The organism is Pseudomonas sp. ASL4, from assembly GCF_056680395.1.
Window position 1 is genome coordinate 6,207,362 of the sequence record NZ_CM155280.1, and the last position, 13,868, is coordinate 6,221,229.

Sequence of the window (13,868 nt, forward strand, 5' to 3'; positions counted from 1 at the left end):
TCAGCAATCTACGGGTTACGCGCCAGGTGCTCAGGCTGCAAGACGCGCTTGGCGCTCAGGTAGGCTTTCTGCCAATAGGCTTTGGACAAGCTGTCGAGCTTCACCGTGCCGCCCGTGGCCGGGGCGTGGACGAAGCGGCCTTCACCGACGTAGATCCCGGCGTGGCTGACCTGGGAGCCGCCATTGGTGGCGAAGAAGATCAGGTCGCCGGTTTGCAGGCCTTCCTTGCCGACATTGGCAGCTTGCATGCTGATCATCTCGCGGGTGGTGCGCGGCAGGGAAATGCCGGCGACGTCACGGTAGACGTAACCGATCAGGCCACTGCAATCGAATCCCGAATCCGGTGTGTTGCCGCCCCAGCGATACGGCGTGCCCACCAGGCCGAGGGCGCGAAACAACACGTCTTCTGCTTCCGGGGAGAATGCTTGGGAGGAACCGAAAATAATCGGCGCGCGAACCACCGGCGCTGAGGGCGGTGGACGGCTGGCGCAGGCGCTGAGCAGCGCTGCGAAGAACATGAGTGCGAGGCGGGCCGACATCGTCATAAGCAGAACATCCTGATCTGGCTGCGGCTTTTTCTGCCGGAAAGACAGAAAAGAAAACCGCCTGCGCAGGACGCAGGCGGTTTGCCATCAATAATAGATCAGGATTCTAGCGCCTATGCGGCAAACTTCAAGTAAGACTTTAAGTTCGCCTTACATAAAGTGTGCTTACTTGCGAGCAGTGACCACAGTTGGGGCCATCGCGAGTGCGCGCTTGGCTTCGATGAAGGTCTTGCTCCAGTAGCTGTCGCCCAAGCTATCAACCCGCACGCCACCGCTTTTGCGGCTGCTGGAATGGATGAACTGGTCATCACCCAGGTAGATACCGGCGTGACTGACGCGACCGCGACGACCGTTGGTCGCGAAGAACAGCAAATCACCAGGCTTGAGCTTGTTACGCGCTACCAACGGGGCATCCACGTTGATCATTTCGCGAGTGGAGCGCGGCAGATTCATGCCGGCCTCTTCACGAAACAGGTAGCCGATGAAGCCGCTGCAGTCGAAACCGGCTTCAGAGGTACCGCCGAAACGGTAACGGGTACCGATCAGGGACATGCCACGTTCGAGGATGCTGTCGGCCAGAACCGGAAGCTGGTACGACTTGCCATCGGCGAAGTCTGCCAGTTCTTTTTCGGTGGCCACTTCTTCCTGATACAGAACGGAAGATTGGGCGGTAGCAGAGTTTCTAACCTGCTGTTGTTGCTCTTGCTGGGACACTGGAGAGTGAGCAGCGCAACCAAACAACAGGGTGACGAGTGCGAGAGGCACGAGGGGTGCGAAGCGATTTAGCATGGGCACGACCGTGGCTGATAGTTGTAAAGAAGGCGAGACTATGCCCGCTATCAACCTCATTTGCAAATTCAATCGATCTTTTTGTGACTTCTCGGTTTCTCGTTTACATCTAAGCGCTTAAGCCCATTTTAAACATTCGCGCAGCCTGCAACCTTGCAGGAAAGCGGATTTTCTGACGCCTGAAATATGCCGAAACCCGCTACAGGCCTTTATTTACTGGGGCTAGCTACCAACCGAGGGTTTCTTTCAGGAAGGGAATTGTCAGCTTGCGCTGAGCTTGAAGGGAGGCCTGATCGAGGCGTTCAAGTAGCTCGAAAAGCGCACTCATGCTGCGAGTACCGCGGGTCAAAATAAAATGCCCGACTTCATCGGTCAGGTGCAAACCGCGACGGGACGCACGCAATTGCAGGGCACGCAATTTGTCTTCATCGGACAGTGGGCGCATCTGGAAGATCAACGCCAAGGTGAGGCGCGATTTGAGATCCGCCAGCTTCACCGGCAGTTCACGCGGCGAGGTCGACGCAGCAATCAGCAGACGTCGGCCACTGTCACGCAGACGGTTGAACAGGTGGAACAACGCCTCTTCCCAATCCGCTCGCCCGGCGACGGCCTGTAGATCATCGAGGCAGACCAGTTCGTATTGTTCGAGGTTGTCGAGAATTTCGATGCCGCGATCCAGCAACTCGGCCAACGGCAAGTACACCGCCGGCTCGCCCATTTGCTCGAAACGCAGGCAGGCAGCCTGCAACAAGTGCGTGCGCCCTACCCCGTCCTTGCCCCAGAGGTAAATCAGGCTTTCGGTCCAGCCGGCGTCGGCTTCGCATAGCCGCTCGACATAGCCGAGTGCAGCGGCATTGGCGCCTGGGTAGTAATTGATAAAGGTAGCGTCATCACGCAGACGCACACCTAGGGGCAGCTGAATCGGTTTCATGCTGACTGAACAGTTCCAAAGGAACCGTTAGTGGCCTCTGTGTAAAGTTTGCGAAGTTTATACCCGTGAGACAGCCCGCACAATGCAGCAGACCACAAGCAAAATCAAAGGTTTGCGTTAACGCACTGGTTTTATGACAGTTTCTTTGGCGGCGCATGTGACAGCCGCGAGGGAGAAGCGGGCCGACCAGGCAAGAATCCAGGCCGCCCGCTACAAGCGATCAGTCGACTTTAAAGCTCAGGCTCGTCGACGCCGCTGTACATATCCGAATCTTTATACAAATCATGCACATGACGCACCAGCACCATGATCACCGCCGCCACCGGCAACGCCAGCAGCACGCCAGTGAAACCGAACAGCTCGCCACCGGCCAGAATCGCGAAAATCACCGCCACCGGGTGCAGGCCGATCCGGTCGCCCACCAGCAACGGCGTCAGCACCATGCCTTCCAGTGCCTGCCCAACCATAAACACCGCAACGATGCCGAGCATCGGATACAAGTCACCGTGAAACTGGAACAGGCCAGCAATCAACGCCGCGCCAATCCCGATGACAAACCCCATGTAAGGCACGATCGCCGCCAGACCGGCGATAAGACCGATCAACAGCCCCAACTCCAACCCGACCAGCATCAGGCCCGCGGCATAGATCACGCCCAGCGCCAGCATCACCAGCAATTGCCCGCGAACAAATGCCCCGAGCACTTCATGGCATTCACCGGCCAGTGACACCACGCGCTCTTCGCGATCACGAGGCAACAGGCTGCGGATCTTGGCCATCATCAGGTCCCAATCGCGCAGCAGGTAGAAGCTCACCACCGGGATCAGCACCAGGTTGGCTAGCCAACCAATCAGCGCCAGACCGGACGCGGTCGCCTGACTCAGTACCACACTGACAATGTCGGTGGTCTGGCCCATGTGCTCGCTGATCGCAGCCTTGACCTTGTCGAACTTCCAGAAATTATCCGACAGTCCGAATTTCGATTGCGCCCACGGCAAGGCAGTGTGCTGCAACCAATCCAGCATCTGCGGCGCCAACTCGTACAAGCGGAACAACTGCTTGGCGAGCAACGGTACCAACACCAGCAGCAGCGTCGTGAAGATCAAGGTGAACAGCGCGAACACCGTCACCACGCCCCAGGTCCGAGACAGGCCAAGCTTCTCCAGCCGATCCACCAGCGGATCGAACAGATAGGCCAGCAGCAGCGCCACCAAAAATGGCGTCAGGATCGGATGCAACAACCAGACAAACACGCAGAGCAGGACCACCCCGCCCAACCAGAACCAACGCCGCGTATCGGCCATCTACAACTCCCTATGCTTCTATATAAAGAAAGAAAACCTTACCAACGGAATCGCAACTGCGGCACCGGCGCCAGGACCGGTGCTACAGCGGGTACCGCGCCATCGGCCGCCGGCGGAGCCGGGGCGACTGGCACTGGGGCTTCACCCGCCGGCACCTCCTGCAACTTGGCCAGGGACAACTGCGCCTTCAACTGTTCGGCGCTGCCGTTAACCCGGTAAATAATGTGATCACCGTCAACACTGACCAGGTGCCCACCGAAAGGCTCCAGCAAATGCCCGAGCGCCGCGTAACGCTCCAGCGTCATGCCCTGCACTTCCAGCAACTGCTCGCTTGCAACGCCCGGTTTGACGACAAATCGCGGCGCCATGCGCTCGCTGACCGCCAGCATCACCGCATCGGCCAAGGCAGGCACGTCGGCGCCCTGCACACTGCCAGCCTCTTTCTGATCGCCCAACCACAGATGCCACTTGGCTTGCCACTGACCACCCTCTTCACGGGCATGCACCGCCAGCAAGGCGTCGGCCCCATAGCGCTCCGACGCGTTATGCAACGGCGCAGGGTCATTGCCTTCCAGGGTTGGCGCCGTCGCGACGAGTTGTTCGCTCAGGTCACCTAACGGCAGGCGCAACGGCAAACCACGGTGTTGCGCGGCACGACGCAACGGTGCCGCACTGGCCTGAGCATCACCGACCAGGCCTGAGCCTTCGGTGGAGTCACTCAGCCACCAGCCAAGGATCGACGGCCGATTGGCGCCCCACAAAGACAATCCGGCACGGCGCAGCGCCTGCTCGGTAGTGGCCGGGTCGAAATCGACCTTCAACACTTCCGGCGGCCCCGCATCAAAGCCGTACTGGCTGATGATTTGTTGCGGGTCCTTGCGGATCGCCGCCAGCCCCGGATTCTGTGGCGCTTTCGGGTCACCGGTCAGGCGCAACACCAACGTATCCAGCGCCGCCTGGGTCGCCTGATCGCGTACCTCCGCGCTCTGACCGCTGACAGGTTGGCGGACCTGATAAAGGTTTTTCACGGTTTCGGCATGACTCGTCAGGCTGACAAGAGACAAACAGCCCACAAATAGATAGCTAGAAAAAAAACGCATGGAAGATTCCTGACGACGAGAGCGGCTGGAACTGGCCGCATGAAGACATTGAGCAAGGCTGTGACCATCGCCCCACGCAAAACATTCACCCGGCCTCGATAAGTTTTTAGCGCTGTCATAACGATAGACGGTTAATGGGGATACCTTATACAGCTATGCGAGACGTCACTCACTGGGACAATAATGGTTTTTTTCAGCCTATATGGCCCTGCCGTCGGCGCGAGGATGGCCGCTGCCTCTCAAGCCTGATAAAATCGCGCGCCTTCGCAGACCGGCAACAGCCGGGCACCCTGAAATTCGCGCAAGGCACTCGCCTTCGTTTGTTTCGGCGGTCCCACTGGACTCGGTCGTTACCCCTGAATCCCCCCTAAAGGCCTGGATCATGAGCAAGCAACCCTCCCTGAGCTACAAGGACGCCGGTGTAGACATCGACGCCGGTGAAGCATTGGTCGAACGCATCAAGAGCGTCGCCAAGCGCACTGCGCGCCCGGAAGTCATGGGCGGCCTGGGCGGTTTTGGCGCCCTCTGCGAAATCCCGGCCGGCTACAAGCAGCCAGTGCTGGTTTCCGGTACTGACGGCGTCGGCACCAAGCTGCGCCTGGCGCTGAACCTGAACAAGCATGACAGCATCGGCATCGACCTGGTCGCCATGTGCGTCAACGACCTGGTGGTGTGCGGCGCCGAGCCGCTGTTCTTCCTCGACTACTACGCTACCGGCAAACTGAACGTCGAAACCGCGACCCAGGTCGTGACCGGCATCGGCGCAGGCTGCGAGCTGTCCGGCTGCTCCCTGGTCGGCGGTGAAACCGCTGAAATGCCTGGCATGTACGAAGGCGAAGACTACGACCTGGCAGGCTTCTGCGTCGGTGTCGTGGAAAAATCCGAAATCATCGACGGTTCCAAAGTCGCTGCCGGCGATGCCCTGCTCGCCCTGCCGTCTTCCGGCCCGCACTCCAACGGCTACTCGCTGATCCGCAAGATCATCGAAGTCTCCGGTGCAGACATCGAAAATATTCAGCTCGACGGCAAACCGCTGACCGACCTGCTGATGGCCCCGACCCGTATCTACGTGAAGCCGCTGCTCAAGCTGATCAAAGAAACCGGCGCCGTCAAAGCCATGGCCCACATCACCGGTGGCGGCCTGCTCGACAACATCCCGCGCGTTCTGCCAAAAGGCGCTCAAGCGGTGGTTGACGTGGCAAGCTGGACTCGCCCGGCCGTATTCGACTGGCTGCAAGAGAAAGGCAACGTCGACGAAAACGAAATGCACCGCGTACTGAACTGCGGCGTCGGCATGGTTATCTGCGTTGCTCAAGAGCACGTTGAAACCGCTCTGAACGTTCTGCGTGAAGCCGGCGAGCAGCCATGGGTCATCGGTCAGATCTCCACCGCTGCCGAAGGCGCGGCTCAGGTTGAACTGAAGAACCTCAAGGCTCATTAATGTCCGCCACCTGTGATGTCGTGGTGCTGCTCTCCGGCACCGGCAGTAACTTGCAGGCCTTGATCGACAGCACGCGGACCGGCGACAGCCCGGTCCGCATTGCTGCGGTGATTTCCAACCGCGCCGACGCCTACGGCCTGCAACGCGCCAGGGACGCGGGTATCGATACCCGCGCCCTGGATCACAAGGCTTTCGATAGCCGCGAGGCCTTCGATGCCGCGCTGATCGAACTGATCGACGCCTTCAATCCCAAACTCGTGGTACTCGCCGGTTTCATGCGCATTCTCAGCGCTGACTTCGTGCGGCACTACCAGGGTCGCCTGTTCAACATCCATCCCTCGCTGCTACCCAAATACAAAGGGTTACACACTCATCAGCGCGCTCTGGAGGCCGGCGACACCGAGCACGGCTGCTCCGTGCACTTCGTCACCGAGGAACTCGATGGCGGACCACTGGTCGTACAGGCAGTAATACCGGTAGAGTTGCACGATACGCCGCAGAGTCTGGCTCAGCGGGTACACGTTCAGGAACACCTGATCTACCCGATGGCTGTGCGCTGGTTTGCCGAAGGTCGTTTATCACTCGGCGAACAAGGTGCTTTACTGGATGAAAAGTTACTCGCGGCCAGCGGCCACTTGATTCGAACCTAGGAGATTTTATGCGTCGCGCCCTGCTCTTCGCTTGCGCTCTGTTCGCCCTGCCTCTGGCACAGGCTGCAGACCTTCAACCGTTCTCCGCCAGCTACACCGCCGACTGGAAACAACTTCCAATGAGCGGCACCGCGGAACGCAGCCTGACCAAGGAAGCGAACGGCGTCTGGAAACTCAGCTTCAAGGCATCGATGATGATCGCCAGCCTGAATGAAGAAAGTACCCTGACGCTGGACAAGGACACTTTGCTGCCCCAGTCCTACCACTTCGAACGTGGCGGCCTGGGCAAAGCCAAGAAAGCCGATCTGGACTTCGACTGGACCACAAAAATGGTCACCGGCACTGATCGTGGTGACCCGGTCAAGGTTCCGCTGAACCGTGGTATGGTCGACAAATCCACCTACCAGCTTGCTCTTCAGCATGACGTGGCAGCCGGCAAGAAAAGCATGAGCTACCAGGTGGTCGATGGCGGTGATGTCGATACCTACGACTTCCGCGTGCTGGGTTCGGAAAAAGTCGACACCAAGGCCGGCCAGATCGATGCGATCAAGGTCGAGCGCGTGCGCGACCCGACGCAAACCAAGCGCACCACTGTCATGTGGTTCGCCAAGGACTGGGATTACCTGCTGGTCCGTCTGCAACAGGTTGAAACCGACGGCAAGGAGTACAACATCATGCTCCTGGACGGTACGGTCAATGGCAAGGCTGTCAAAGGCAGCTGATCCGGCTCGAAATGAAAAGCCCCCGCAATTGCGGGGCTTTTTTTTGCCTGATGATTTGTCGGGGAGTAATGCAACTGAATGAACAATAGATAACCTGTGGCGAGGGAGCTTGCTCCCGCTGGGCTGCGAAGCGGCCCCAAAAGAGCGGGACTGCTGCGCAGTCCAACGGGAGCAAGCTCCCTCGCCACAAAAGCTCGCTCCCACAGAGTTCAGTGTTGCGCTCAACAGACGGGCTAAACCGAAAACCGCGCCACCATGGTGTTCAAGTCCACCGCCAACCGCGACAACTCCTGACTCGCCGCACTGGTCTGGTTCGCCCCGGCCGAGGTCTGCAACGCCAGGTCACGGATATTCATCAGGTTGCGATCCACTTCCCGCGCCACAGCCGCTTGCTCCTCCGAGGCACTGGCGATCACGATGTTGCGCTCGTTGATCAAGGTGAACGCCGAGGCAATCTCCTCCAGCGCAACGCCCGCTGCTTTCGCTACTTCCAGGGTCGAGCGCGCCCGACTATTGCTCTGCTGCATCGAGCTGACGGCTGAGTCGGTACCCTGCTGGATACCGCTGATCATCTGCTCGATTTCCTGGGTCGACTGCTGCGTCCGGTGGGCCAGCGCCCGCACTTCATCCGCCACCACGGCGAAGCCGCGTCCGGCATTGCCGGCACGCGCTGCTTCGATCGCCGCGTTCAAGGCCAGCAGATTGGTCTGCTCGGCGATCGAGCGAATCACGTCCAGCACCTTGCTGATGCCATAAACCTTCTGCGCCAGATCCTCGACCTGGGTCGCATTGGCGGTGACATCGTCCGCCAGAGACTCAATCGACAATACCGTCTGATGCACCTGCTCACGACCATGCTGGGCGATCCGGTCAGACTCACGGGATGCTTCGGAGGTGGCCACCGCGTTGCTCGCCACCTCTTCCACCGCCGCCGTCATCTGGTTGACCGCCGTCGCGGCCTGCTCGATTTCCAGACTTTGCTGATGCAAGCCACGGGTGGCGTCCTCGGTGACGCAACTGAGTTCTTCCGAGGCCGAGGCCAATTGGCTGGAGGAATCGGAAATCTGTCGAATGGTCTCGCGCAGGCTTTGCTGCATGCTCTTGAGCGCATGCAGCAGCCGCGCCGGCTCGTCTTTGCCGGTGATGCTTATGTCGCCGGTCAGATCGCCACCCGCCACCACCTCAGCGACCCGCAACGATTGGGACAAGGGCAAGACGATGCTGCGGGTCAGCAGCAATGCCAGGCCGATGGTCATCAGCGCCGCAATCGCGACCATCACCCCGACCCACACCCGCGAAGTACTGAACACCCGACGCGCCGCCTCGGTCGCCAGGTTGGCGTTGTGTTTGTTCAGCTCGACCAGGGTTTTAAGGGTGACAGAGATTTCATCGGCCAGCGGGCTCATCTCGCCATTGACGATGACCGCCGCGTCGTCGACTTGCCCTTGGGCGGACAGGCTCATCACTTGCCCCTGAAATTGCAGGTACTGTTGCTCAGACATTTTGAAGCGATCAAACAGCGAGCGCTCCTCCGGCAGCACGATCAACGCGTCATAGCGCTGTTGAGCGTCGCCCAGCGTGCCTTTGAGTTCATTGAGTTTGCTGACGTTCTGCGCCAGCGCCTGGGGATCACGGTTAATCAACAGGCGCATGGTCAGGGCGCGCAAGCGAAGCATGTCCTGACTCATCTCCCCCACCGCCATCACGCTGGGCAGCCAGTTGTTATCGACCTGATCGGACTCGGCGCGCATGTTCGACATCTGTTGCAGGGCGAACGCCCCCAACCCGAACACCATCAACGCCAGCAGGCCAAAACCCAGCCCCGCGCGCGGCGCAATATTGAGACTTCGGATACTCATTGCTCTGGTTCCTTCCAATTAGGCACTGCATATCCCTGCAGCGGGTTGCTTTAGACGGTATCGGCCCGCAGAAATTTTGCGTAAGACCAAAACGTGATATCAAAACGCCTTAATACTTCGATCAACGGGCGGTAACGATTCAGCCGAGCCAAGCAAAATCAAAAGATCGTCCGAACGCGGCCCGAGCCTTCGGCAGCTCCTACGCGCCTGTGGGCGAAGGCTGCGATCTTTTTGGGAACGCGCCACAGCACGCATGCTCTATACCTTCAGGGTCCAATTTTGATCGAATGACTTTTCCTACTGCCGATGAGGTTTCCCATGACTGTTACCGTCAATACCGTTTCCAGTGAAGGCTTTCGTCACAGCGTCCAGATCGACGACCACGAACTGTTTGCCGATGTGCCCACCTCCGCCGGCGGCGAAGGCTCGGCGCCGGAGCCTCACGACTACTTCGACGCCGCCCTCGGTGCCTGCAAGGCCCTGACCCTGAAGATGTACGCCAAGAAGAAGGACATCCCGCTGACCGGCGTTACGGTCGAGGTCAAACGCGACAACAGTGAGGAGCAGAAAGGCAAATACGCCCTGCACGTCAAACTGACCCTCAAGGGTGTGCTCACTGACGCCCAGCGCGAGGAGTTGCACCGCGTTGCCGACCGTTGCCCGGTGCACAAACTGATGACCACCACCGAGGTCAGCATCGAGACCCACCTGTCCGAAGGCGCCTTCAGCCAATAGCGGCAAGGGCAGTGCAAGCGGGTTATGCTCCACGCATTACCCGCTCAGCCTGGAATGCAGCATGAACACTCCACTCGTGATCAGCCCCCGCGCCGAAGATGTCGAAGGTCAACCGATTCTTCGTCCGTTGCCGTCAGCCAAATGCCGCAGCGTCGGGCCTTTCGTGTTTTTCGACCACATGCTCGAAACCCGTTATCCGCCGGGTAAAGGCATGAACATCCGACAACACCCGCACATCGGTCTGTCGACCCTCACCTATTTGTTCCAGGGGCAGATCCAGCACAAGGACAGCCTCGGTTCTGATCAGGTGGTGGGCACCGGCGATGTGAGTTGGATGACGGCGGGCAGCGCGATTGCCCACGTTGAACGCACGCCCGAGGCGCTGAAAAATAGCGGCTTCACGATGCACGGCGTGCAGATCTGGCTCGCCTCGCCCAAGGATCATGAACAAGGTCCGGGGCACTACAGCCATCACCCTGCGTCCACGTTGCCGGTCAGCGATAACCTCGGCGTGAAGATCCGGATGATTGCCGGGACAGGCTTTTGCCTGGAATCGCCGGTGCCGGTGCTTTCTCCTACGCTGTACGCCGAATTGAACCTGCAAACCGCGACGACCTTGCTGATTCCGACCGAGCATGAAGAGCGAGCACTGTATGTGCTGGATGGCGAGGTACAACTCGACGGCGAGCCGGTAGAACCGCATTCGCTGGTGGTGTTGCCGGTCGGGGAAGAGATGACGTTGTTTGCCGAGAGCGACTGCCACGCCGTGTTGTTCGGCGGTGCGCCGCTGGATGGGCCACGGCGGATCAACTGGAACTTTGTCGCGAGCGATCCGGCGATGATCGATGAAGCGAGGCGACGCTGGGCGGCCGGGGATTGGCCGACGGTGCCGGGGGAAAGTGAGCGGATCGAACTGCCTTAAGGTCTTCAGCATCAGTTAAACCGCTTTCGCGAGCAGGCTCGCTCCCACAGGGGAATGCATTCCAATGTGGGAGCGAGCCTGCTCGCGATGAGGCCAGCACTAACACCAACGATGTCAGGGCAAAAAGCAGCAATCAGCCTTTAAAGACTTCATCCAGCAAGTTATGCATCGACACAAACGCCCGAGTGGCCGTTTTCGCGTCATACATCATCTTGCCCGGCACGTTCGCATGCGGATCGGTAAACGAGTGAACCGCACCGCCGTAGCTCAGCAGCTGCCAATCCACGCCCGCCGCGTTCATTTCATCTTCAAACGCCGGCAATTGCTCTTTTGGCACCAGCGGATCGGACGCACCGTGCAGCACCAACACCGAGCCCTTGATGTTTTTCGCATCGTTCACGTTCGGTGTATCCAGCGAGCCATGGAACGAGACCGCCGCTTTCACCGGCGCACCGGTGCGAGCCAGTTCCAGCGCGCAGCAACCGCCAAAGCAGAAACCGAAAGTCGCCAGCTTCGAGGTATCGACCGCCGCCTCGCCCTGAGTCTGCAATTGCTCGAACGCTGCCGCCATGCGCTTGCGCAGCAATGCGCGGTCATTCTTCAACGGCATCATCGCCGCGCCCGCCTCATCGCCGTTCTGCGGGCGAACCGACTGGCCGTAAAGGTCAGCAAGCAACACCACGTAACCCTTGGCCGCCACCGACTTGGCGATTTCTTCGGCGCCAGCGCTGACGCCCATCCAGTTCGGTGCCATCAACAGACCCGGACGTGGCCCTTTATGGTCGGCATCAAAGGCCAGACGGCTTTCGTAAGATTGGCCATCCAGTTGATAGACCACGGAACGCACAGTGACTTGGCTCATTTCAGACTCCTAAGACTCAAGAATAAAAAAACCCGCCGAAGCGGGTTTTTGTACAACTCAGTTAAACCGACAGTTCAACCAACAGCTTGTTGAGACGGCGCACGTAGGCCGCCGGGTCTTTCAAGCTATCACCAGCCGCCAGGGCCGCCTGATCGAACAGGATGTGCGACAGGTCGCCAAAGCGCTCGTCACTCTGCTCAGCGTCAAGCTTCTCGATCAGTGGGTGAGCCGGGTTGAATTCGAAGATCGGCTTCGAATCCGGCACCTTCTGCCCGCTGGCTTCGAGGATCTGACGCATCTGCAAGCCCAGGTCCTGCTCGCCGATGGCCAGGATCGCCGGGGAATCGGTCAGACGGTGGGAAACCCGCACTTCAGCAACCGAGTCGCCCAGTGCAGTTTTCAGACGTTCAACCAAACCTTCTTTGGACTTGGCGACTTCTTCCGCGGCTTTCTTGTCTTCTTCCGAATCCAGGTTGCCGAGGTCCAGGTCTCCGCGTGCCACGTCGACAAAGCTCTTGCCGTCGAAGTCGCTGAGGTAGCTCATCAGCCACTCGTCGATGCGGTCGGTCAGCAGCAGCACTTCGATGCCTTTCTTGCGGAAGACTTCCAGGTGCGGGCTGTTTTTGACTTGTGCGTAGGTTTCGCCGGTCAGGTAGTAGATCTTGTCCTGACCTTCCTTGGCGCGGGCCAGGTATTCAGCCAGACCGACCACTTGCTCGCCTTCATCACCGTTGGTGGATGCAAAGCGCAGCAGGCCTGCGATTTTTTCTTTGTTGGCGAAATCTTCAGCCGGGCCTTCTTTCATGACCTGACCGAAGTTTTTCCAGAAGCCTTTGTATTGCTCGGGCTCGTTCTTCGCCAGTTTTTCCAGCATGTCGAGTACGCGCTTGGTCAGCGCCGACTTCATGGAATCGATGATCGGGTCTTTCTGCAGGATTTCCCGCGACACGTTCAGCGACAGGTCGTTGGAATCGACCACACCTTTAATGAAGCGCAGGTACAGCGGCAGGAACGACTCGGCCTGATCCATCACGAACACACGCTGCACGTACAGCTTCAGGCCTTTCGGCGCTTCACGCTGGTACAGGTCGAACGGAGCGCGGGTCGGCACGTAGAGCAGCGAGGTGTATTCCAGCTTGCCTTCGACCTTGTTATGGGTCCAGCTCAGCGGGTTCTCGAAATCGTGGGCGATGTGTTTGTAGAACTCCTGGTATTCCTCATCCTTCACTTCAGTGCGAGGACGGGTCCACAGGGCGCTGGCGCGGTTGACGGTTTCCCATTCAACGGCTGGCTGCTCTTCGCCTTCAGCGGCTGCCGCTTCTTTCGGCAACTCGATCGGCAGAGCGATGTGGTCGGAGTATTTCTTGATGATGTTGCGCAGACGCCAGCCATCGGCGAATTCGTCTTCAGCAGCCTTCAGGTGCAGGACGATACGGGTGCCACGCTCGGCTTTCTCAACGGTGGCGACTTCGAACTCGCCTTCACCCTTGGACGCCCAGTGCACGCCTTCGCTGGCAGCATCACCGGCACGACGGCTGAACACGTCGACTTTGTCGGCGACGATGAATGCAGAGTAGAAGCCCACACCGAACTGACCGATCAGGTGCGAATCTTTTTTCTGATCGCCGGACAGGTGCTTCATGAAATCGGCCGTACCGGATTTGGCGATGGTCCCCAAGTGGGTGATCGCTTCTTCACGGCTCATGCCGATACCGTTGTCTTCGAGGGTGACGGTTTTGGCGTCTTTGTCGAAGCTCACACGGATTTTCAGTTCGGCGCCACCTTCCAGCAACTCAGGCTTGGACAGGGCTTCGAAACGTAATTTGTCGACAGCGTCAGAGGCGTTCGAGATCAATTCGCGAAGGAAGATTTCCTTGTTGGAATACAGCGAATGGATCATGAGGTGCAGCAGTTGCTTCACCTCGGTCTGGAAGCCCAGGGTTTCCTTTTGAGTTTCCACACTCATGGTCATCAAACTCCAATCAGATGGCAGTGGCCGCGACCTGAA

13 protein-coding genes are annotated in these 13,868 nt (G+C 59.0%); 5 read left to right on the forward strand and 8 right to left on the reverse strand.

Translation table 11 applies throughout. The features are described from left to right. Window positions 1-8 precede the first annotated feature (8 nt). The 5 genes from AC1MEW_RS28390 to AC1MEW_RS28410 form a co-directional block, all read right to left on the reverse strand. The gene (locus AC1MEW_RS28390) at window positions 9-545 is read right to left on the reverse strand and encodes a C40 family peptidase (protein WP_201194887.1); all 537 of its coding nucleotides are present in this window, start codon (window positions 543-545) and stop codon (window positions 9-11) included. A 165-nt stretch (window positions 546-710) separates the two neighbouring features. Next, complete coding sequence (locus tag AC1MEW_RS28395) at window positions 711-1,334, reverse strand: C40 family peptidase (protein ID WP_201201899.1); 624 nt, start codon at window positions 1,332-1,334, stop codon at window positions 711-713. 226 nt (window positions 1,335-1,560) lie between these two features. Then, the gene (gene hda / locus AC1MEW_RS28400) at window positions 1,561-2,265 is read right to left on the reverse strand and encodes a DnaA regulatory inactivator Hda (protein WP_054049492.1); all 705 of its coding nucleotides are present in this window, start codon (window positions 2,263-2,265) and stop codon (window positions 1,561-1,563) included. 230 nt (window positions 2,266-2,495) lie between these two features. Beyond that, window positions 2,496-3,569, reverse strand: coding sequence for an AI-2E family transporter (locus tag AC1MEW_RS28405; protein WP_201201898.1), 1,074 nt, complete (start codon window positions 3,567-3,569; stop codon window positions 2,496-2,498). 38 nt (window positions 3,570-3,607) lie between these two features. Next, the gene (locus AC1MEW_RS28410) at window positions 3,608-4,669 is read right to left on the reverse strand and encodes a DUF2066 domain-containing protein (RefSeq protein ID WP_480424434.1); all 1,062 of its coding nucleotides are present in this window, start codon (window positions 4,667-4,669) and stop codon (window positions 3,608-3,610) included. A 382-nt stretch (window positions 4,670-5,051) separates the two neighbouring features. Between AC1MEW_RS28410 and purM the strand changes: the two genes are divergently transcribed. Genes purM through AC1MEW_RS28425 form a run of 3 tightly spaced genes read left to right on the forward strand, consistent with a single transcriptional unit; the run spans window position 5,052 to window position 7,482 of the window. Then, the gene (purM, locus tag AC1MEW_RS28415; RefSeq protein WP_008148639.1) at window positions 5,052-6,110 is read left to right on the forward strand and encodes a phosphoribosylformylglycinamidine cyclo-ligase; all 1,059 of its coding nucleotides are present in this window, start codon (window positions 5,052-5,054) and stop codon (window positions 6,108-6,110) included. Beyond that, window positions 6,110-6,760 carry a phosphoribosylglycinamide formyltransferase gene (purN, locus tag AC1MEW_RS28420; protein WP_322267807.1) on the forward strand — a complete coding sequence of 217 codons (651 nt, stop codon included), beginning with the start codon at window positions 6,110-6,112 and terminating at the stop codon, window positions 6,758-6,760. The genes purM and purN overlap by 1 nt, the downstream gene beginning before the upstream one ends. A gap of 8 nt (window positions 6,761-6,768) precedes the next feature. Beyond that, complete coding sequence (locus AC1MEW_RS28425; protein WP_201201896.1) at window positions 6,769-7,482, forward strand: DUF3108 domain-containing protein; 714 nt, start codon at window positions 6,769-6,771, stop codon at window positions 7,480-7,482. A gap of 233 nt (window positions 7,483-7,715) precedes the next feature. Here the strand turns inward: AC1MEW_RS28425 and AC1MEW_RS28430 are convergent, their stop codons facing one another. Continuing rightward, window positions 7,716-9,341: a methyl-accepting chemotaxis protein gene (locus AC1MEW_RS28430; RefSeq protein ID WP_480424437.1), complete on the reverse strand. Its 1,626-nt coding sequence runs from the start codon at window positions 9,339-9,341 to the stop codon at window positions 7,716-7,718. A 318-nt stretch (window positions 9,342-9,659) separates the two neighbouring features. Between AC1MEW_RS28430 and AC1MEW_RS28435 the strand changes: the two genes are divergently transcribed. Beyond that, complete coding sequence (locus AC1MEW_RS28435; RefSeq protein ID WP_201201893.1) at window positions 9,660-10,076, forward strand: OsmC family protein; 417 nt, start codon at window positions 9,660-9,662, stop codon at window positions 10,074-10,076. A 61-nt stretch (window positions 10,077-10,137) separates the two neighbouring features. After that, window positions 10,138-10,998 carry a pirin family protein gene (locus tag AC1MEW_RS28440; RefSeq protein WP_480424439.1) on the forward strand — a complete coding sequence of 287 codons (861 nt, stop codon included), beginning with the start codon at window positions 10,138-10,140 and terminating at the stop codon, window positions 10,996-10,998. A gap of 133 nt (window positions 10,999-11,131) precedes the next feature. Here AC1MEW_RS28440 and AC1MEW_RS28445 read toward each other — a convergent pair whose 3' ends face one another. After that, complete coding sequence (locus AC1MEW_RS28445) at window positions 11,132-11,860, reverse strand: dienelactone hydrolase family protein (RefSeq protein ID WP_322267804.1); 729 nt, start codon at window positions 11,858-11,860, stop codon at window positions 11,132-11,134. A gap of 61 nt (window positions 11,861-11,921) precedes the next feature. Further along, window positions 11,922-13,826: a molecular chaperone HtpG gene (gene htpG / locus AC1MEW_RS28450; RefSeq protein ID WP_201256260.1), complete on the reverse strand. Its 1,905-nt coding sequence runs from the start codon at window positions 13,824-13,826 to the stop codon at window positions 11,922-11,924. Window positions 13,827-13,868 lie beyond the last annotated feature (42 nt).

What these genes read in the sequence shown, in the direction of transcription:
- AC1MEW_RS28410 (WP_480424434.1), bottom strand. Translation starts at nt 4,669, where the DNA reads ATGCGTTTTTTTTCTAGCTATCTATTTGTGGGCTGTTTGTCTCTTGTC.
- AC1MEW_RS28440 (WP_480424439.1), top strand. Translation starts at nt 10,138, where the DNA reads ATGAACACTCCACTCGTGATCAGCCCCCGCGCCGAAGATGTCGAAGGT.
- AC1MEW_RS28425 (WP_201201896.1), top strand. Translation starts at nt 6,769, where the DNA reads ATGCGTCGCGCCCTGCTCTTCGCTTGCGCTCTGTTCGCCCTGCCTCTG.
- htpG (WP_201256260.1), bottom strand. Translation starts at nt 13,826, where the DNA reads ATGAGTGTGGAAACTCAAAAGGAAACCCTGGGCTTCCAGACCGAGGTG.
- hda (WP_054049492.1), bottom strand. Translation starts at nt 2,265, where the DNA reads ATGAAACCGATTCAGCTGCCCCTAGGTGTGCGTCTGCGTGATGACGCT.
- AC1MEW_RS28390 (WP_201194887.1), bottom strand. Translation starts at nt 545, where the DNA reads ATGACGATGTCGGCCCGCCTCGCACTCATGTTCTTCGCAGCGCTGCTC.
- purM (WP_008148639.1), top strand. Translation starts at nt 5,052, where the DNA reads ATGAGCAAGCAACCCTCCCTGAGCTACAAGGACGCCGGTGTAGACATC.
- AC1MEW_RS28430 (WP_480424437.1), bottom strand. Translation starts at nt 9,341, where the DNA reads ATGAGTATCCGAAGTCTCAATATTGCGCCGCGCGCGGGGCTGGGTTTT.
- AC1MEW_RS28395 (WP_201201899.1), bottom strand. Translation starts at nt 1,334, where the DNA reads ATGCTAAATCGCTTCGCACCCCTCGTGCCTCTCGCACTCGTCACCCTG.
- AC1MEW_RS28405 (WP_201201898.1), bottom strand. Translation starts at nt 3,569, where the DNA reads ATGGCCGATACGCGGCGTTGGTTCTGGTTGGGCGGGGTGGTCCTGCTC.
- purN (WP_322267807.1), top strand. Translation starts at nt 6,110, where the DNA reads ATGTCCGCCACCTGTGATGTCGTGGTGCTGCTCTCCGGCACCGGCAGT.
- AC1MEW_RS28435 (WP_201201893.1), top strand. Translation starts at nt 9,660, where the DNA reads ATGACTGTTACCGTCAATACCGTTTCCAGTGAAGGCTTTCGTCACAGC.
- AC1MEW_RS28445 (WP_322267804.1), bottom strand. Translation starts at nt 11,860, where the DNA reads ATGAGCCAAGTCACTGTGCGTTCCGTGGTCTATCAACTGGATGGCCAA.